This is a genomic window from Alicyclobacillus fodiniaquatilis, assembly GCF_042678105.1.
Taxonomy (GTDB): domain Bacteria; phylum Bacillota; class Bacilli; order Alicyclobacillales; family Alicyclobacillaceae; genus Alicyclobacillus; species Alicyclobacillus fodiniaquatilis.
Genome location: NZ_JBHUCX010000035.1, coordinates 102,698 through 121,884, shown reverse-complemented (window position 1 = coordinate 121,884; position 19,187 = coordinate 102,698). Strand labels below are relative to the sequence as shown.

Genomic DNA, 19,187 nt, shown 5'->3' with positions numbered 1-19,187 from the left:
TGGTTGACCTCGGTTACATGTCTCATTAGAGGGAAGGAGATGCAGAAAGATATGGGCAGGACAGAAGACCCTGTTCTCAGCGAAGAAGTTGTCTTGCGTTTAGTACACAAGCACGTGCCAGGCGCGCGGGAAGTGAAGCAGGTGGACGAAACAGGGAATAAAGCTCGTACATATCTCGTTGACGAGGACCTTGTTTTGAAAACCCAGCGTCTGACACGGATAAATCCCCAAACAAGCTTGGAAAAAGAAGTCTATTTTCTCAACCAAATACGGGCGGATGATAGAATCCGAGTTCCACGTGTCCTGGGATATGGAACCGATAAAGGCGTCGAATACACCGTCATGACGCGTATGCCGGGGAGGGCTTGGCGCTGGTTGCATCTCGAAGGAGCGGATAGGCGCAGGGTTCTCCACGATTTGGGACAGATGTTGCGATACATTCATCAATTGGATCAAAAACCGTTTCAGGAAAGTCAGTTTTTCGCAGGTGACCTCAACCAGTCCGATGTAAGGGGTTCCATAGAGCAATCGTTTGCGGCGTTGGTTGAACGTTTGGGAAGTAGGCCGCCTGGCTGGACATTGACCATCACGCCGGAACAGGTGGCTCTGAAGGTACTGGATTCCTGTCCGCCAACTGTTGAGGCGGTTGCGCTTCACGCCAATCCAGGTTCACCACACACGTTTGTCGATGAGGAGCGCATGGCGCTTGCGGGGCTGATCGACTTTGGCGATGCCTACATTGGCCACCCTGCATTTGACTTAGCGCCCTGGGCTGATCCGCAGGATCAACAGATGGTCTTTCAAGGCTACACCTCTGTGGCACCCGTTAACGAAGCGTTTATCGCGGTATTGCGTTCTGTCACGATTCTTCACATCTTGCGCAGGCGCATTCGAAATGGGGACGTGTCGTTCAATGAAGACTTACGGAATTTGCTCAGTCAAATATAAGGGCGCTGGGCGTTATCTATCAAGCGCGTGAAAGCGGGGGCGCAATCCGGGTCCGAGCAATCTGCGCAATCACTGATTTCTAACAGGAGGCGGTCATGATGGGGATGGGCATGGGAATGGGTGGTGGATTCGGTGGGCGCGGAGGTGGAGGCGGTGGCGGTCGCCGCTGGGAGATGCGTGAATTGGCCAAGCAGGAACATCTCGATTGGGGCATCATGCGTCGTGCATCCAAATCCTTTATGCCATATTGGCGAAAGGCATTGATTGTTTCCGTGCTTTTGCTCATCACGTCCGCTGGCGGCGCGCTTCCGGCCTGGCTCACCCAACGCATTATCGACGACGGCATTATGAAAGACCAGTTCAGTGTAGTGATTTGGCTGACGTCTGCCCTGATTGTCATCGCGCTGGTCACCGGTCTCTTCGGTGTCCTGCAGACATGGCTGAGCAATGCGGTTGCCCAGGATGTGATGGCTGATTACCGCTTGTCCTTATTTACGCATATCCAGCGTCAAACCGTGAATTTCTTCGCGTCGCGCCAATCGGGAGATCTCGTCTCGCGCGTAATGAACGACGTCACCGCAATTCAAAGCGTGATCACGACCACCCTGATGGGCCTGGCAAGTAACGTCTTAGTCATTCTCACCACCCTTGCCCTGATGTTTGAAATGAATTGGAAGATGACGGTTCTCTCGCTGGTCGTGGTGCCTGCATTCGTTTTGCCAACTCAACGCGTCGGCGGCGTACGGCAAAAGCTCCAGGGCCAAATTCAACAGCGACTGTCCACCTTAACTGTTCAACTGAGCGAGCAATTTGGCGTCAGTGGAGCACTGCTCACACGCATTTTTAGCCGGGAACAAACAGAGATTCAAAAGTTTTCGCAGGTCAATCGAGAATTGCGCAACCTGCAGGTTCGACAAACGCTGGTCGGGCGCTGGTTATTTATGTGGATTGGCATGTTTTCCTCCATCGGCCCGGCTCTACTATGGGGATACGGTGGTTGGCTGGTGATTCATCATCAGATGCAACTCGGCACGATTGTCGCTTTCACGGGCTTGCTCAGCCGACTATACAGTCCGCTAGGTCAACTGGCTCAAATGCACGTCAATTTGCTCTCTTCCATCGCCTTGTTCCGGCGCATTTTTGCGGTGCTCGACGTTGAACCAGATGTACAGGACGGGCCCATCACGATTGCAGAGGGCAGCGTCAAGGGGCGGATCTGTCTGGAGGATGTCTCCTTCGCTTATGGCGCATCCGCATCGAATGAACCGGCCGTGGTTCTGCGTGATGTAAACTTGACCATTGAGCCCGGCCAAGTGATTGCGCTGGTTGGCCCAAGTGGAGCTGGGAAAACGACGTTGCTCAATCTGATACCACGCTTTTCCGATCCACTGACGGGTCGCATTCTCATTGACGATCACGCCAGCAAATCACTCACGCTTTCTTCATTGCGGGGGCAGATGGGCCTTGTGCCACAGGATCCGTTTTTCTTCCACGATACAATCTACAACAATTTGCTGTTTGCGAGAGATGATGCCACCCAAGAAGAAATTGAAGCAGCTTGCAAGGCAGCCCAAATCCACGAGATGATTCGTGGCTTACCGGAAGGTTATGACACCGTGGTAGGCGAACGCGGCTATCGGCTTTCTGGCGGAGAGCGTCAGCGCTTGGCCATCGCCCGCGTTTTACTGCGCGCCCCGCGCATTGTCCTCCTCGACGAAGCGACCAGCGCGCTCGACACGCTGGTGGAGCGGCAAATTCAAGAAGCCCTTACGGTACTGATGAAGGGCCGGACCGCCATCGTCATTGCCCACCGGCTCTCGACCATTCTCACCGCCGATAATATCGTTGTCCTCGAAGGAGGGCGCATTGCGGCGCAGGGCCGTCATGCTGAGTTGCTGGAAACCAGTTCACTGTACCGCCAACTTTACGAAGCACAGTTTGCTGTGCAAAGCGAAATGGCAGAGCAAGTTGTGGCGGAGTAGCGCTTTTGCGTTATCCAAGCCGTCATCCATGATGATAACAAGCGCCCGGACCGAGTGGCGAACCGCTCGGTCTCTTGCTTCCAAAGAAACACAGTGCACCCTACCCAACACCGGTTCCCAGTCGCGGATGAAAGCCACATCATATGCCGCCACGCGTCTCATAGCTCACAGACTTGGCACAAGTTTACGCTCCATGAGCGACTTTAAATCTCTCACTAGTTGAATGGACGCCTCGATCTCGATCCGCTTGGTAGACACACTCTCGACGCTACAACCGACAGGTATGCCCTTTTCCAGCGCAAAATCGAATATCTCATCGAAGAGTTTCATAATCAATCGGACGGATCGATCAAGGGAGTCACTCGAATGCCACAGCTCATTCTCTAGCCACTTTGGTATGCTGATGCCGAGCCACTTCATGAAATCTAGTGTCTTGCGCGAACCACAAGGGGATAGGTTGATGAGAATTGGCACCATTTGAATGCCATGTTCCGTACAATAGTAAAAATAGTCCGATAGCAAATTCCTTGTCGCCTCGATATTGTATGTTGCTTGTGAGACAAAGAATTTACATCCACGCTTCATCTTGCTGATCATACGGAGGTGTTCGTTATTCATTTTGATGTGCCGTTCGGGAATCATCACGCCACCCACACATACGTTGGATTGGCAAGCGTTCGCGAGATCGTACGCCTCTGACAGCGTCAACTTGACTGCTTGTTTACTCGAAGATGCGCCAACAAAGACGGAATGTTCATGTTTCGTCGTACCGCTTTCAAGCCATGTCGCGAACTCGTCAGATGTGTATTTTCCTACGCAACGGTAAATAATCTTCGAAACTTCTACTTGGGACAAATACTCGTTCGCATATACAGCCGGATCGATCGTGCGAATATATGGGAATGGTCTCTCCTGCGCTGTTCGATCCGCCTCATCTTGGATATCGTACAGAATGAGCCCATCGAGATCCAAATCCACTAAGCGCTCAACCTGTTTGCGCGAAATGTCCTGAATCTGTGCTCGTGAAAGGATGGCCTTTGGCGGCGTCATACCATATGTTAATATGCCGGCACGGCGACTTAAAATCTTATCTCTTAACATGCTTCTTCCTCACCTCAGGCCATCATTGAATGCGTCTCCAAAATCTCGGGCTACTTGACTGTAACTTGGTACTTTTCTCGTGTAAGCAGCGCAGCTTTCACCATGTTTTGCAGCGCAGCGATTGTTTCCTCGTCTCCTCGCGTTTTTAAGCCGCAGTCAGGATTGATCCAGAATAAGTTCGGATCCAATACCTGAAGGGCACGGTCAATGAGGTTCGTCATCTCTTCTACCGTTGGCACCCGCGGGCTATGGATGTCATACACACCAAGACCGATTCCCTTGCTGTACGTGTTCGATTCGAAACTGCCGATCAGTTCGCCATGGCTCCGGGATGTTTCGATGGAGATCACATCGGCGTCCATTGCGTCGATAGCATCAATCATGTCATGAAATTCACTGTAGCACATATGCGTATGAATCTGCGTCTCATCCTTCACGGCGCAAACGGACATGCGGAAGGCCCGGACTGCCCAGTTTAGATACGCGTCCTGTTTAGCTTCCTTGAGGGGTAACCCTTCACGAATGGCTGGCTCGTCGACTTGAATCATGCCGATGCCGGCCTCCTCGAGCGCCTGAACTTCCTGTCTGAGGGCATATGCCAACTGATAAGCAATTTGTTCCCGTGGGATATCCTCGCGGACGAACGACCAATTCATGATGGTGATTGGACCTGTTAGCATCCCTTTGACAGGCCGACTCGTGAGGGATTGGGCGTACTTCGTCTCCTCAACTGTCATCGCGCCTTGGAAGACCACATCGCCATAAATGATGGGTGGCTTCACACAGCGAGACCCGTAGGACTGCACCCAGCCATGCTGCGTAAAGGCGAATCCCCCTAGTTTTTCTCCGAAAAACTCAACCATGTCTGTCCGCTCGAATTCGCCGTGGACCAGCACGTCAAGTCCAATCTCCTCCTGTAGCCTGATCCATCGTTCAATCTGCTGCCGAATGAATTCAACGTACTGCGCTCCATTCCACTCGCCTCTGCGCCACAGCTGACGAGCTTTTCGCACCTCGGCGGACTGCGGAAAACTACCGATTGTCGTGGTGGGGAAGACCGGCAGTTTCCACTTCTCCCGCTGGGATACCGTTCGTTCCGCAAAGGGCTTGCCACGCTTCGGTTCATGAATAGCCAGTGTGGCCGCCGCCTGCTGAATATCTTGCTTGTTGCGCACTTCGGATTGGCGAAGCGCCTGGGCGGCCAAGTCGTATCTTTGCAGCTTTGTTGCCAGCTCATCTCCACCAGCAGAGACGGCCCGTGTAAGCAGCACCAACTCGTCGAGTTTTTCGTCAGCAAAGGCGAGCGCATCCCTAAGTTCGGGTGCGAGCCTCGTCTCTCCTTGAACTGAAACCGGTACATGTAGCAGGCTGCACGACGTTTGCACAATCAGCTGTTCGGCTGGCACATACCTGGCCAGCTCATCAAGCAACGTTTGATTGTCAGAAAGTGACGCCTTCCAAATGCCCCTTCCATTAATGACGCCTGCGCCCAACATCTTGTCAGATGGAAAGCCCAACGCCTTGATGGCCGACAAGTTGCCTTCAAGCCCATGCACAAAGTCCAGTCCGATTCCGTGCACCGGGAGTTCGATGATATCGCGGTATGCCTCTACCGATTCGAAGTAAGTTTGGAGCATGAACTTTAAACCCGGCGCCGATGCAGTAAACGCTTCATAGATTGTCTGCAAGCATCGTACATCTGCATCTTTACATTCAGTGACCAGGATCGGTTCGTCGATTTGTACCCATGCAACACCCTCGCGTTCCAATGCTTGAAGAACCTGCACATAAAGGGGGATCAACCGATCAAGCCAGGTTTCAATACCCAGTTCAGAGGAACCTTTGGACAGCTTCAGCAGCGTGAGCGGACCCAACAGCACCGGCCGTCCTTCAATGCCGAGCAGTTGTTTCGCCTCCCGATAAGCCAGAAGGGGTTTATTCTCGGTCAACGCTGGTGTCACGCCGTCCAGCTCGGGCACGATAAAGTGGTAGTTTGTGTTGAACCACTTTGTCATTTCACTTGCGGCCGCGTTCTTCATCCCGCGGGCAATTCCGTAGTAAATGGACTTTGGAACGATACCGCCGTTGTACGATGAGAATCGTTTTGGCACGATGCCAAACATGGTTGCCGTATCGAGGACGTGATCGTAATCGCTGAAGTCACCTACTGGAATGAAGTCAATGCCTTTCTCCTTCATCTTCAGCAGATGTTGCAGACGAATATCCTGCAGTTGCCTGTCCAGTTCCGCTTCATCCAGCTTTCCCGCCCAAAAGGCTTCCAGCGCCTTCTTCCATTCCCGTTTCGCCCCGATCCGTGGATAACCGAGTACCCCGCTTTTTGCCATGAGCCAGCATCTCCTTTGCACTATCGTCGTGCTGCAAAGATATCATGGCCATTTGGCTAACAGGTAACTGCTAAATACTATATCTCGCTATAGCCTGAAGCTATAACAAAGGCATGGAACGCGCGTATGGCGCGACAACAGGTGAGTTAGTGTCCGATTGCGCGCTTAAGGGACTCGACATAGGCCGCCCCAAGCACAGACAGAGAAACGTTGCGGTGGGCAATCCAACCGACATGGATATCTTCTTGGCAGTCCAAAGGAACTGGAATGATCTCGTTGCCGTTTAGATCCGCGCTAAGAACGCCAGTTGAAATGGTGTAACCGTTTAGTCCAATGAGCAGATTGAAGAGCGTCGCCCGATCACTGACACGGATGCTTTTTTTGTGTGTCAAAGTGCTCAGAATTTCTTCCGAGAAGTGAAAAGAATTGTATTCGCCCTGCTCAAAGCTCAGGTATGGATACTGTTGAAGCTGTTCTATCGTCACGATGGACTGTTTCGCCAGCGGATTTCGACTACTGATGAAGATGTGAGGCTTCGCGATGAACAGGCTTTGAAACTGTAGATTCGCGTCCTTCAGCATTTTGTTCATGACCTTTTCGTTAAACTCATTCAGATAAAGGATGCCAATTTCACTGCGAAAACTCCGGACGTCCTCGATGATCTCATAGGTCTTGGTCTCGCGCAGCGTCAGTTCATACGCGTCGTGTCCAAATTCTTGCACGAGGCTCACGAACGCATTCACAGCGAAGGCGTAGTGCTGGGTAGAGACGGAAAAATGCTGGTAAGACGGCTTGGCGTTCATGTACCGGCTCTCCAGCAGTTCCGCCTGTTCGACGACTTGACTCGCATATCTCAGAAACTCGATACCGTCCTTGGAAAGCGAGATGCCCTTGTTCGACCTATCAAAAATGACAATACCGATTTCAGCTTCTAGGTCTCGAACAGCGTTTGACAGGCTGGGTTGGGAGATGAACAAGCGCCGAGCAGCTTCGTTAATGGAGCCTTGCTTCACGACTTCGATTACGTATTTCAGTTGCTGCAGCGTCAAAAACTCACTTCCTTACGAGAAACGACCTCCATAACGATTTCTGGTTTGCTCGTATGGTAGACATCGTTCGAATCCTTGGATTTCAGCAGTTCTCTGGTTGCTTCTTGTGGGTCTTGTATGGGGCGAATAACAGCCATTTCACCAGTTATCGCTATTGTACCATCTCTCTTAAATTGAGGGTCTGCCTTATGAAACATCCAAGTGGGACAGCGAATACCTTCATACAATTCGCGCCAATCATTTACCTTTCCAAAGTTGCATTCACATATCATTGCGGGTAAGATTCGTGGTGTATTCGATGGTCCACTGTAGCTCATGCTAAGGATGGATGGGTACCGGAGGTGTTTGGAGTTGCGGTTGGCGCTTAGACTTTCCTTGGTTCTCTTATTATGTTGTTTCCTCATCACAGGTTATTATGGCGTCCAATCCTTCAGATACAAGCATTCAGCGAAGGCCAACTTTGAAATGGCCCCTATGATGCAGACTGGCGCGTCGCCCTGGACGAATGGCCATCACGCTCCAGATATACCAGCTCCTCTAAAAGACCTGCACAGAGTGAATACGGCGCTTAGCAATTGGCTGATTGTCACGGGCGTGATGCTGAATGTGGCGGCTATCTTGTTTGTCGTTTCTCGGAGAACGACAAAATTGTGAGGTGGCGCCTTTTATCTTTATTCAGAAACCTGCGGGGATGCAGGCTCCTGAATAAAGGGAAGCATATCCTTATTTCACACGGTAGCTCGGGCTTTTAATTTCTCCATCTTCCACAATGACATCTTTCGTTTGGAACGGACGATGCTCAAAGAATCTTGTCAGGATATCTTTGACCCCTTCTCCAATGCGCATCTGCGCCTCAAGCGTCATGCCAGAATAATGAACGGTCATCGCTTGTTTCGGCATCGTACGCCATGGGTGATCTTTTGGCGCTGGCTGTGGATACCAGACATCACCAGCATAACCAGCCAAATGATCAGACTCCAGCAGTTCTTTTAACGCATCCCGATCAACGATTTTGCCACGCGCTGTATTGACTAAATAACTTCCTCGTTTCATTTTCAGCATCAGATCGCGATCAAATAAATTATCCGTTTGCTTCGTCAGTGGTGCGTGAATGGTAATGATATCACTCGTCTCCACAAGTTGCTCAAAAGGGACAAATTGTGATCCGAGTATATTTTCCTGATGAAGCGGATCGAAGTGTTGAAGCCTGACATCAAACGGTTTAAGCCGTTGGGCAACCAATTGGCCAATGCGGCCGAATCCAAATATCCCAACCGTTTTTCCTTCTATATCGTGCGCGTGATTGCCGACTTTAGGCAGATCCCATTCCCCTTCCACTGCTTGACGATGTCCTTCGAGGAAGTTACGCAGCAAGATTAAAATATTCATCACAGCATGTTCAGCTACGCTAACAACATTGCTTCCTGTCACTTCAACTACGGAAATATGATTTTCAAGGGCTGCATCTAAGTCAACGTGGTCAGACCCGACACCGGCAGTGATGGCTAATTTCAGATTTGGCGCTTTCGCTGCGATTTCTTTTGTAATATAAGCTGGATAAAACGGCGAACTGATCACAACGGACATGTCTTTCAAATGCGGTTCTAATTGTGTTGCTGTGTCGCTAATAATCACGAGTTCGTGGTGTCTTTCTTCTAAAAAAGATTGTAATCCTAGCGCTTTTTCCGTGCTTAAAAGTTGATTTTCGTTTTTGTTTGCTTCGCTTTCAGGGAATACTGCAACAATTTTCATTTAGAGTCCTCCCCAGACTATATTTTTGATCACTTTTGACTTGCACCCATCTATATTATTATACTATTTTGAAATTATCCGCATAGACTTTCGCCAATTCCTTTTGCATGGGGTAAGATCATACCAGACACTGCACAAAGGAAGCGATTTCTCAGCGTGTAAGAAATATGACAAAGCGGTAGACGGGGGATGGTAAACAACTTGACAACACTTCATTTAATGGTCGGTCTACCTTGTAGCGGGAAAACGACCCTCGCGCGAGAACTTGAAATGAGATATGCTGCGCTTCGCCTTACGACGGATGAGTGGCACATTCGTTTGTTCGGACGTGACTTCGGTGAGGACATGGATGAATCCGGCGAAACCAAGCATATTGAAGCATTGTTCCGTAATACAAAATATTGGAGGCGAAACGCATGCCATTGATTGATATGCCTTTGGAGAAATTACATACGTACCAGGGAAGGAACCCGCGCCCTGAAGACTTTGACACCTATTGGGCGCGTGCCTTGACAGAAATGAGGTCAGTCGATCCCGCCGTAGAACTGGTTCCCTCCAGCTTCACGGTGCCCGTTGCGGACTGTTTTGATCTGTATTTTACCGGTGTTCGAGGCGCGCGGGTCCACGCTAAATATGTTCGGCCCAAAAATGTTACCGAACCTCATCCGGCGATATTACAATTTCACGGGTATACCGGGAATGCAGGTGATTGGACGGACAAGTTGGCCTACGCATCTCTCGGATATTCGGTGGTTGCAATGGACTGTCGAGGACAAGGCGGTGATTCGGAGGATGTCGGCGGCGTAAAGGGGACCACACACAAGGGGCACATCATTCGCGGCTTAGATGATCATCCGGACAATCTATTGTTTCGTCACATTTTTCTGGACACCGCGCAGCTCGCATCCATCGTGATGAATTTCCCGGAGGTTGATGAAAATCGAGTTGGTGTCATGGGCGGATCTCAGGGAGGGGCGCTGACAATCGCCTGTGCTGCACTTGAACCAAGTATCAAACGTCTAGCACCGTTGTACCCCTTCCTTTCCGACTATAAGCGGGTTTGGGAAATGGATCTTGCCGCAGGGGCTTATGAGGAGTTGAAGACGTATTTTCGTAGCTTCGATCCACAACATCTGCGGGAAGACGAAATTTTCACGAACCTCGGCTACATTGACATACAGTTTTTAGCGAACCGGATTCGTGGCGAAGTGTTGATGGCCGTTGGATTGATGGATCAAATTTGCCCGCCTTCCACACAGTTTGCTGCATACAACAAAATCACAGCGCCAAAGCGACTCGAAATATATCCAGACTTCGGCCACGAACATCTGCCTGGGTTTGCCGACAAAATCACTTCATTTATGCTGGGGTTGTGAATGTAAATCATCTAATCTGATAAGTGCGGGGGCGTCCTCAAAGTACCTTGGTACAAAGGACGCCCCTGTGTTTATTCAGTTCAACATATCCCCTCCTGTTGTTTAGGTGTTCACTACGATTTGTGAATGTGTGCACGTAGCGCGTTTGTACCTTACATATTACGGTGAAGCGAATCCGTATATGGGAGGTTGTGGAGATCTTTCTCGCAGCACAAGTTGAACAGATTTTAAAATTCGTGTGGACATTGAAAGGGAGGACCCGTTTTCTGGGGGAGCAACAGGAAGGAGAAAATGATGTCTCAAATGGAAGCCATCGATCATCTTGCGTTGCTGGCGCGAGGCGGTTTGCCTGTCATTGTACTTCTTTGACTTAGACGGGAATCAGATTGAGGTGTCGACTTTTGAGTTGCAGTAACATGCGTTTCGTTTGAGATGCGTCCCCTTCCGCGATGAGCTTGTCAAATCTCGCTGATTGCGCGAATCCTTTGCATCGTGCGCGATATGTTTTACTTCATGCACATCGTAGACCCAATCGCGCACCACTTTCTTTAGGTGGATATATAAATTGATGGATACAAAAATATATATGTATATAATTATAAAAAACCGCCCTCATCCTCAAAGAATCGGGCGGTGTATTCTCCTCTATGTCAACTGTACAAACCGCATAAGCCAGAATCCCATTTAACCTGGATATGGCTTCATGGAAATGGCCATTCCCAGCGCGGTATCTACGGGGGAGGCGGTGCTTTGTGTCGTGTTGACCTGATATAGATTGCTGTTTTCTTGCCAAAGTACATTGACGGCCATGTTTTGACTTTTGTTCGTATCGATGTCAATATAGATGGCCGCGTGCGTTTCCGGGACAGGCATGAAATGGGCGTCCAGGTATTTGGCCACCTTGTCCGCTACTGGCGTCGGCACGACCTCTGTATTGTACGCTGTGACGCTGATCTGCCATCTGCCTTCCGACCAGTGAATCCCGGCGCTGCCGTTGTCGTTTGTCACATAGGCAGGGTGGTTGCCTGTCAGCAAAACACCAGGGTCTTGGCTGGAATCCGTCGTTTCCTTGCCCATGATGTCCTGATATCCCTGATCTGCCAAATCGGTTGATTGATAATGGGTGACGTTCCACATGGCCAACGTGTTATCCGTGGATTTGAGCGTCACGTGTAGACTGGAGACAAACGGCGTTACACCCATCACAGCCTGCGTTGAACTGGACGTGCTGTAAAACATCTGATTGTCGCCATTGCTTGCCTGCGGCAACATGGTTGGCGCTTCTGCGCCTGTCAGCACAGCACTCGAAAAGCGCGACATGGCCATTTGGACAATACTCGGAAATGGCGATGTGTTCGTCGGCGCTGGTGGGCTGGTGACGGTCACTGGGTTGTCAGTCGCGTTGTTGCCGGTTGCACTGCTGCCCGTTTGGTTGGTGGTGCCAGTTGCGTCAGTGTCTGATTTTGCTGTGGATTTCAGTTGGTTCTCTGTATTCCCCTTTGCTACCTGATTCGCGGTATGAGTCACCTGGTTCTTAGGCGCTGGTGCGGTCGTCTTTGCTGCACAGCCTGTCAGCAAGGTCATTCCCGCCAAAACCATCAGGGTGGCTGTCCACGTTTTATGTTTAAGGTTCATTTCCGGTGTTCCCCTTTCAATCATGAACCACGTATGTTGCTTCTTGCTCTATATGGATGTGACGTAACAACCCGGAGATATGTTACAAGCGCATCAGCGGAATATAATGATACGAATATATAGGTTTATATTTATGTATTTATATATTTATTAAAAATGGCGTTTGGCTTGCGCGCCAGAAAATACGGGCTTATTGTACCGTCCTGCTCAGAAACAGATACCTCGAATATGCTCCGAGGTGTACAATTATGGATATGGTCGACATAGAGAACGGTTTTGTCAAATGACTGGGTCATTTAGTCCGCAGAGTGAGGAGATGGAATGCGTATGAGCGCGATGAGCACAGGGTCAATGGTCATTCGAGGAGCGCGTGTTGTGACGCCGTACGGCGTGATCGAAGATGGATGGGTGAAGGTCGAAAATGGGGTTGTCAGCGCAGTTGCGCAATCGGCAGAGGCGTTGGCTGTGGCGGATGAAGTGATTGACGCAAATGGGGCATGGTTGGTGCCTGGCTTTATCGATATCCACGTTCATGGTGGCAACGGCGCGGACGTTATGGATGGACAAGCATCGTCCATCCGCACCATTGGCCAGTTTCACGCCAAGCACGGCACCACATCTTGGCTGCCGACCACGCTGACCGCGCCTGTGGACCATCTGGCCAAGTCCATTGCCAGCGTTGATACGGTTCGGAACGAGGGATACCTCGGCGCGACCATCCTCGGCTTGCACTTGGAAGGGCCGTTTATCGACATGGAGCGGCGTGGCGCGCAAAACCCGGATTATGTATTGGAACCGAACCTCGATGTGATGAAGCGTCTCGCCAATGTTGCGCCTGGTCTGATTCGCAAAGTGACCATCGCGCCGGAACGGCCGGATGCGCTCCGCGTCATTCGCTGGTTGTCGGAAAACGGCATCATCTCGTCCATGGGCCACACAAACGCGACGATGGCGGAGATTCAAGCTGGGGTTGAAGCTGGCGCGACACATGCAACGCACCTGTTCAACGGCATGCGCGGCCTGCACCATCGCGAAGGCGGGGCGGTCGGTGGCTGCCTATTGTCTGATGCGGTGGTTTGTGAACTGATTGCCGATGGCCACCATGTGCAACCGGAAGTGATGAAGCTGGTGGTCAAAACGAAAGGGCCTGGCAAAGTGGTGTTGATCACCGATGCAATGACGGCAGCTGGTCAGCCGGATGGCCATTATCGACTGGGCGGCTTGGATGTCACTGTGACGGATGGCGTGGCGCTTTTGACCGAGGGGCATAATTTGGCAGGCAGCACGTTGACGATGAATAATGCGGTGAAAACGATGGTCAGCCGTGTGGGTGTGGATATGCTGGCCGCCGTGCAAATGGCTTCGGATACACCAGCCCGTGAACTGGGTGTAAGTGACCGCAAGGGCGGCATCGAAGTGGGGAAAGACGCGGATTTGGTGTTATTGGACGAATCGCTGCAGGTCATGCGCACCATCATCGGCGGCAATACGGTTTACGCGCGCTGATGGCAAAATGAAAATGGCGTTTGCCAGTTGACAGAATACGCCAAGGTGCGTATATTGCCTATAATCACAAAATTGCGGACCATCGAAATAGGTTGTGAAGGGGCTAGTAACACGCGAAGAGATGTGCAGAGAGCTGACAGCATGGTGAAATGTCGGTCGTCCAGCGCGTGTGAACCCACCCTGGAACTGGCGATGATGAATCGCCCGGACGCCTCCCGTTATCTGAAGGCAAGCCGTCGCTGCTCAAAGGTGTGAGCACGCGAAGGCGCTGAGATGTCGTCCTGGTGACGACGAACAAAGGTGGTACCACGGGTTGACCCCGTCCTTTCATAGGGCGGGGTCTTGTTTATGTTCAGGCGAAAATGAGAGGTGTTCAACATGCGAATGTCAACGCTGCTTGTGAAAACGGAGAAACATGCGCCTGCGGACGCGCAGCTTACAAGCCATCAGCTTCTGGTTCGATCCGGCCTTGTCCACCAACTTTCCGCTGGCATCTACAGTTTGACGCCTTTAGCGACGCAGGTGCTGCACCGGATTGCGGACATCGCGCGCGAAACGATGAGTGAAATAGGTGGCCAAGAAGTCCTGTTGCCAGTTGTGCAGCCGGCAGCCCTGTGGCGGGCATCCGGTCGGTATGAGGCGGTGGATGCGTCATTGGTGCGCTTTGCGGACAGAAACCAACAAGAGATGGTGTTGGCGCTCACCCACGAGGAGGCTGCGACGGAATTGGTGCGAAATATCGTCCATTCATACCGTCAACTGCCGTTGATAATTTATCAACTCCAAACCAAGTTCCGCGACGAGGCGCGGCCGCGGGGCGGACTGGTGCGCCTGCGGGAGTTCTTGATGAAAGATGCCTACAGCTTTCACGAGACGACGGAAGACTTGAACAGCCATTATGCCCAGGTGCTTGCAGCGTATGAGCGGTTTTACCAGCGCTGCGGACTTGATGTCCTCGCGGTGGAGTCGGACACCGGGATGATGGGTGGCGGCGAGGCGCATGAATTTATGTTTCTTGACGCGGATGGCGAAGACACACTCCTACTTTGCCCGACCTGTGACTATGCCGCCAATCGCGAAGTGGCAGTGGGCAGGCGGGCATTGGGTAGTGGCGAGATGGCGCAAAATCCGTCCCGCGTCGATGAAGGAGAAGTGGACGACGCATATCACTGTGTCCGTTGTGGGGCGCTGTTGCAGCGTGTGCGGGGGATTGAAGTGGGCAACATCTTTAAGTTGGGGATAAAGTACAGCAGTGCGTTGCAAGCGAACTTTACCGCGGCGGATGGCCGCGTTGCGCCGCTTGTGATGGGGTGCTATGGCATTGGCATCACAAGGGTGCTCGCCTGTTTGATTCAGCAGCATCACGACGAAAACGGCATTGTCTGGCCAGAAAGTGTCGCGCCTTATCCGTATCACTTGGCGGTCATTGGCGCGGATGCGCGCATCAAGGAAACCGCCGAACGCATCTACCAGACACTGGGGGCGCGTCACGTGTTATTTGATGACCGGGCGGTCGCTGCGGGCAGTAAGTTGAAAGATGCGGATTTGCTGGGGATGCCAGTGCGCATCACGGTGAGTCAACGAACGCTGGAGGAGGGGCGGGTGGAATTGCGCCAGCGCGCCAATGGGCGGCAGGTGTATGTGCCTTTGGCGACGATAGGGGACAGTGCAGAATGGGCGCGCTTGTTCGCCGCGATGATGAGTGATAAGGAGATAGCGCATTGACTGCCAATCAGCATTCAAAATTAATTTGTATTCTCAGCCAAAATGACTGGTTCATGAAAGTCCTAAGCGCCGTTCGAACCTGTGATCCACCCGATTGGTTGGTTGGAGGCGGTATCATTCGGAACATTGTCTGGGACCATCTGCATGATTACCTTATACCAACGCCAATAAAAGACGTGGATGTCGCGTTTTTCGATGAAGCGGATTTAACGCCGCGCCGCGACTTGGCGGTCCAGTCCCAATTGCAAAGGATTATGCCCGATGTTCCATGGGAAGCAAAGAACCAGGCCGCCGTGCATTTGTGGTACGAGCGGGTATTTGGATATCCCGTCGAACCGCTGGTTTCATCGGCAGATGCGATTGCAACATGGCCGGAACCAGCCACCTGTGTCGCAGTGAGGCATTTAGAAAACGATGAATTTGCAGTAGTGGCCCCTTACGGTTTGGATGATTTGTTCCATATGATATTGCGACGAAACCCCCGAAGAATAACTAACGAGATATTCCAGGAGCGAATACGCGCGAAGGAGCCGCTCAAGAAGTGGCCCAAAGTGAAAATGATTCTATAAAGGGCGATGTGCATATATATATGTGATTTTTGTGAGGGGATCCTTTTGCGTATTTGAGCAGCATCATTTTGAATACAGCGTTTCAGGAAGGGAGCGCGATCACGATGAAGATTGTTGCGGGCAGCATCGCCAGCTAATTCGATCACGCCGAACATTCATGAAAAATTGCTACTAAACCGCTTAGCGATACGCCTATCTAAAACTCATCATCGATCAAGGCGCCGATTTGAACGTATTCAATCACTTTCCGTGCCTCGTTCCGTGCCCTATCCAACCCCTTGGGATTCAGCCACCAGTTATCTGACCTGGTGGTTCGATCATCCACAGAACAGAGACTATACTGAATCCAATGCGGCATAAAGGTATTCAATGCAAGATAGCATCTTCGCATGTGAAAAGTTGTGGTAACAACAAGCAGTCTCCTAACTGACTGCAACTGAAATTCCCTGTCCAACGTTAGCAATGAGGCTAGTACATTCTCTTTTGTGTGTTTGGACTCTGTTTCAGTGAGGATATCCTCTGCGTCTACTCCAAGAGCAACCGCGGCACGCTTCATTGCGATAGCTTCTGGCTCGGACTGATCTCCCCACGTCGCACCGCCAGAAAACAGGATTTTTTTAGCCCGACCTGCATTGTACAGTTCGACCGCTTTAGGAACACGGTATTCATACCCGTTTTTACTGCCGAATACGAAAATGCAGTCGCCTTGCTCACCATCATCTGATAAGCCGAAAAGTAACCGGGATATTTGGTCGACTGACAGATTCTCCACGTCCAACTCTGAAATCTTCATACTGCGAGCCTCCAATACAAACTCAGAGTAACAACAATTTGTGAAGATTTTACCAACAAAATTTGTATAGTGAATATTGGAGATTACTGCTCCGTTAACTTAATCTACGACGGAGCGACACAACACGTTTGAATGATGAGTGTGATCGCTAGAAATATAATTTTCCGGAAAGATGCTATTTACCTGTCAGAGGTGTAATGGAGGCAAATGCGCATCAGTTTTGTCAGCAACAATCGTATAAAACTCAGGAAATGTGGGGTCTTGGGCGTTTCGTATTTCCTCAAATGTCCGTATGAACATTCCTTGAGATGCAATTGAAGTAATAATATCCCCTACAGTCCAACTTCGTGTCACAGTCGGATTTAAGCCAGACCGTTCTTCAATGGGGAGTAACTGAGCAAACGCAACTTGTTCTTCATGAATGGTATCATCAAAGTAATTACCAGTCGGGTGTTTGAGAAGGTTCGTGCTTCTCCATGCTTTGGCAAAAGGATGGAAATCGGTGAGGAGATAACGACCATTTGTACTCAATCTCCGATTAACCACTGAAAAAATAGCATTGAGGTCTGTGAAGTAGTGAAGGATACCAAATTCCATTAACACGATATCGAAATGCCCCAACATGTCCTCGTTGGGTATATTCAAGGCATCAGAACAAATGTAATTCAACTGTACACCTGCGGCTTCAGCCACCTGTGTAGCGTATGTTCGATTTTCCTCGGATATATCGACTACAGTTACATCAGCTCCCATCAGAGCTAAAGAAATAGCTTTACGACCATGGGAGCCAAGGAGATTCAGCACTCGTTTGCCTGCTGGATCACCAATGTACTTCAGCCAATAACGTAGAGTATGTGTTAGGTTTTGCTTAAGTTCCTTGGCAAGCTGATTTGGCGCTCCAAATTCATGAACCCAAGCTTGATAGGCCTTCGTTTCCCACGCGGTTTTGTTTGCACGGGACAAATGCTCTTGCATACACATTACCTCCTAAAAATGGTGATGCAAACTGGACTAACTCACATTCCGATGAATTGTCAAACACTTTTTCCATGAGAGCAGAAACGCTAGATCACTCTTCCTCTTTCGTGGTAATCACTAGCCTCTTAATGGGAAAATAGGGTCAGGGAGTGAGTTGTGTTAGGTTAACGGCAACCTTATCAGCCACTAAGTTGAACAACGATGGGATTTGCTCTTCTTGCGACATTTCATGACCTCCCACTTTGACGGTATGAGATACACGGGCGAAGCGCTCAATCGTTTATTGATCCCGCGCCTCTGTGGGACAATTTTTCCATGTAAATTGAAAAAAGTGTAGACTTATATTTTATAAAGAGTTATCCTACTATTGTAGGTGAGTAAGAAGTGCACCTTTGGTTAAATTGGCTACATATTCCGTAAAGAATAACCACTCCATTCGACGAGTGGTTTTTATTATGTGTTCATCCAGCCTCTGTTTAAAGAGAAGAGCTCCCGGATCGTCCAACATTACTGCTTTTATGGCGCTCCCCTGTAACGAATCGGAATTATCGTCCGTCAGTTAAAGTACAGGGAGGGTGACATTGTGAAACGAATTTTGATGGTTGGATTTATCTTGATTACATTTGCATCAGTTACAGGATGTGGTCAAACCACACATACGAGTCTGGGATACGGTGTACCATCACAAGTACAGTGGAACGGTCGCACTTATGGCACGGAGGGGTGGATAAAAACTGTAGGGACGCAGTTGGGTTTTACACAAAAGCCTGGCAAAGTAAAGGTGTTTCGTGTTCCTGGGCATAAACCCAATGATGAAATTGCGCTCGAATACGATTATCCAAATGGAAAGTATATAAAGGCAAAGATACAGAATAAATAGGCATCCTTCGGCGGTTGATTGGATCTATTTTACTTATGGGCTGCGTTTTGTCGAAATAATGATGGACTTTAATGGAACTGAATGATTTTCTACTTTAATTTTTTCACTGGGTCAGGAAATTGATACTTCTCTGTGATTTGCGTGTTTATGCCGAACAAAATCGGTACTTTAACAGTGGATGAGGTATACGCAATTACTGAATGAGTACTAGGATTTGCCTGAGAATATATGTTAGCCGTTATTAGTTGATATGGTACATTCAATGTTCTGTGGAGTTTATCGTCTAAATAATAGCGCAACATACCTGTTCCAGGATTAGTAGGCACACCGTAGATGTCTGGTTCTAAATAAGTGCCACCAAGATTGGCTTCGGTATTCACAACTTTCTTGACGTTCTTCACTGTCATCCGAGATGAAATTTCAAGATCATATTTAATTTGAGCAGAAAGTTCTGTAGTTTTATGTTTCCAAATAGATGAAACTGATATTAAAATTCCTATAGTGACTAAGATTGAAATTACAGAGATTAAAGGTTTACGTCTCACGTA

At 49.9% G+C, this 19,187-nt stretch carries 17 protein-coding genes and 1 other annotated feature; of the genes, 9 read left to right on the top strand and 8 right to left on the bottom strand.

The annotated features are described in order from the left end of the window. The first annotated feature begins 39 nt into the window (after window positions 1–39). Window positions 40–948, top strand: a complete 909-nt coding sequence (locus ACFSB2_RS13830) for a phosphotransferase family protein (protein ID WP_377943657.1) — start codon at window positions 40–42, stop codon at window positions 946–948. A gap of 98 nt (window positions 949–1,046) precedes the next feature. After that, the gene (locus tag ACFSB2_RS13825; protein ID WP_377943656.1) at window positions 1,047–2,930 is read left to right on the top strand and encodes an ABC transporter ATP-binding protein; all 1,884 of its coding nucleotides are present in this window, start codon (window positions 1,047–1,049) and stop codon (window positions 2,928–2,930) included. A gap of 165 nt (window positions 2,931–3,095) precedes the next feature. Here the strand turns inward: ACFSB2_RS13825 and ACFSB2_RS13820 are convergent, their stop codons facing one another. From ACFSB2_RS13820 to ACFSB2_RS13810, 3 genes are all read right to left on the bottom strand, one after another. Further along, a complete protein-coding gene (locus tag ACFSB2_RS13820; protein WP_377943655.1) occupies window positions 3,096–4,031 on the bottom strand; it encodes a 5,10-methylenetetrahydrofolate reductase in 936 nt (311 codons plus the stop codon). Between the two features lie 50 nt (window positions 4,032–4,081). After that, on the bottom strand, window positions 4,082–6,376 hold the full coding sequence (metE, locus tag ACFSB2_RS13815; protein WP_377943654.1) for a 5-methyltetrahydropteroyltriglutamate--homocysteine S-methyltransferase: 2,295 nt from the start codon (window positions 6,374–6,376) through the stop codon (window positions 4,082–4,084). Between the two features lie 146 nt (window positions 6,377–6,522). Continuing rightward, a complete protein-coding gene (locus ACFSB2_RS13810) occupies window positions 6,523–7,425 on the bottom strand; it encodes a LysR family transcriptional regulator (protein WP_377943653.1) in 903 nt (300 codons plus the stop codon). 465 nt (window positions 7,426–7,890) lie between these two features. Here ACFSB2_RS13810 and ACFSB2_RS13805 point away from each other — a divergent pair, with 465 nt between their 5' ends. Continuing rightward, the gene (locus ACFSB2_RS13805; protein WP_377943652.1) at window positions 7,891–8,079 is read left to right on the top strand and encodes a hypothetical protein; all 189 of its coding nucleotides are present in this window, start codon (window positions 7,891–7,893) and stop codon (window positions 8,077–8,079) included. 69 nt (window positions 8,080–8,148) lie between these two features. Here ACFSB2_RS13805 and ACFSB2_RS13800 read toward each other — a convergent pair whose 3' ends face one another. After that, window positions 8,149–9,177, bottom strand: coding sequence for an NAD-dependent formate dehydrogenase (locus ACFSB2_RS13800; RefSeq protein WP_377943651.1), 1,029 nt, complete (start codon window positions 9,175–9,177; stop codon window positions 8,149–8,151). 189 nt (window positions 9,178–9,366) lie between these two features. Between ACFSB2_RS13800 and ACFSB2_RS13795 the strand changes: the two genes are divergently transcribed. Together ACFSB2_RS13795 and ACFSB2_RS13790 are read left to right on the top strand one after the other, a co-directional pair. Continuing rightward, complete coding sequence (locus tag ACFSB2_RS13795) at window positions 9,367–9,603, top strand: P-loop nucleotide/nucleoside kinase family protein (RefSeq protein WP_377943650.1); 237 nt, start codon at window positions 9,367–9,369, stop codon at window positions 9,601–9,603. Further along, the gene (locus ACFSB2_RS13790) at window positions 9,594–10,553 is read left to right on the top strand and encodes an alpha/beta fold hydrolase (RefSeq protein WP_377943649.1); all 960 of its coding nucleotides are present in this window, start codon (window positions 9,594–9,596) and stop codon (window positions 10,551–10,553) included. The genes ACFSB2_RS13795 and ACFSB2_RS13790 overlap by 10 nt, the downstream gene beginning before the upstream one ends. Before the next feature lie 684 nt (window positions 10,554–11,237). On the opposite strand, the gene ACFSB2_RS13785 is transcribed toward ACFSB2_RS13790, so the two are convergent. Then, entirely contained in the window at window positions 11,238–12,188 is a 951-nt protein-coding gene (locus tag ACFSB2_RS13785) for a hypothetical protein (protein WP_377943648.1), read from the bottom strand. 327 nt (window positions 12,189–12,515) lie between these two features. On the opposite strand from ACFSB2_RS13785, the gene nagA reads away from it, so the two are divergent. The 3 genes from nagA to ACFSB2_RS13770 all read left to right on the top strand — a co-directional run bounded on the left by nagA (window position 12,516) and on the right by ACFSB2_RS13770 (window position 15,988). After that, entirely contained in the window at window positions 12,516–13,694 is a 1,179-nt protein-coding gene (gene nagA, locus ACFSB2_RS13780; RefSeq protein WP_377943647.1) for an N-acetylglucosamine-6-phosphate deacetylase, read from the top strand. 85 nt (window positions 13,695–13,779) lie between these two features. Beyond that, window positions 13,780–14,024, top strand: a binding site (T-box leader). 48 nt (window positions 14,025–14,072) lie between these two features. Beyond that, window positions 14,073–15,419 (top strand): proline--tRNA ligase, encoded by a 1,347-nt coding sequence (gene proS / locus ACFSB2_RS13775; protein ID WP_377943646.1) that lies wholly within the window; start codon window positions 14,073–14,075, stop codon window positions 15,417–15,419. Then, window positions 15,416–15,988 carry a nucleotidyltransferase family protein gene (locus ACFSB2_RS13770; RefSeq protein ID WP_377943645.1) on the top strand — a complete coding sequence of 191 codons (573 nt, stop codon included), beginning with the start codon at window positions 15,416–15,418 and terminating at the stop codon, window positions 15,986–15,988. Before proS ends, ACFSB2_RS13770 begins: the two co-directional genes overlap by 4 nt. A 196-nt stretch (window positions 15,989–16,184) precedes the next feature. On the opposite strand, the gene ACFSB2_RS13765 is transcribed toward ACFSB2_RS13770, so the two are convergent. After that, entirely contained in the window at window positions 16,185–16,781 is a 597-nt protein-coding gene (locus ACFSB2_RS13765; protein WP_377943644.1) for a YdcF family protein, read from the bottom strand. A gap of 186 nt (window positions 16,782–16,967) precedes the next feature. Next, the gene (locus ACFSB2_RS13760) at window positions 16,968–17,756 is read right to left on the bottom strand and encodes a class I SAM-dependent methyltransferase (RefSeq protein ID WP_377943643.1); all 789 of its coding nucleotides are present in this window, start codon (window positions 17,754–17,756) and stop codon (window positions 16,968–16,970) included. Between the two features lie 586 nt (window positions 17,757–18,342). On the opposite strand from ACFSB2_RS13760, the gene ACFSB2_RS13755 reads away from it, so the two are divergent. Beyond that, window positions 18,343–18,639, top strand: a complete 297-nt coding sequence (locus ACFSB2_RS13755) for a hypothetical protein (RefSeq protein WP_377943642.1) — start codon at window positions 18,343–18,345, stop codon at window positions 18,637–18,639. A gap of 89 nt (window positions 18,640–18,728) precedes the next feature. On the opposite strand, the gene ACFSB2_RS13750 is transcribed toward ACFSB2_RS13755, so the two are convergent. After that, a complete protein-coding gene (locus ACFSB2_RS13750; protein ID WP_377943641.1) occupies window positions 18,729–19,184 on the bottom strand; it encodes a hypothetical protein in 456 nt (151 codons plus the stop codon). Between the last annotated feature and the right edge of the window lie 3 nt (window positions 19,185–19,187).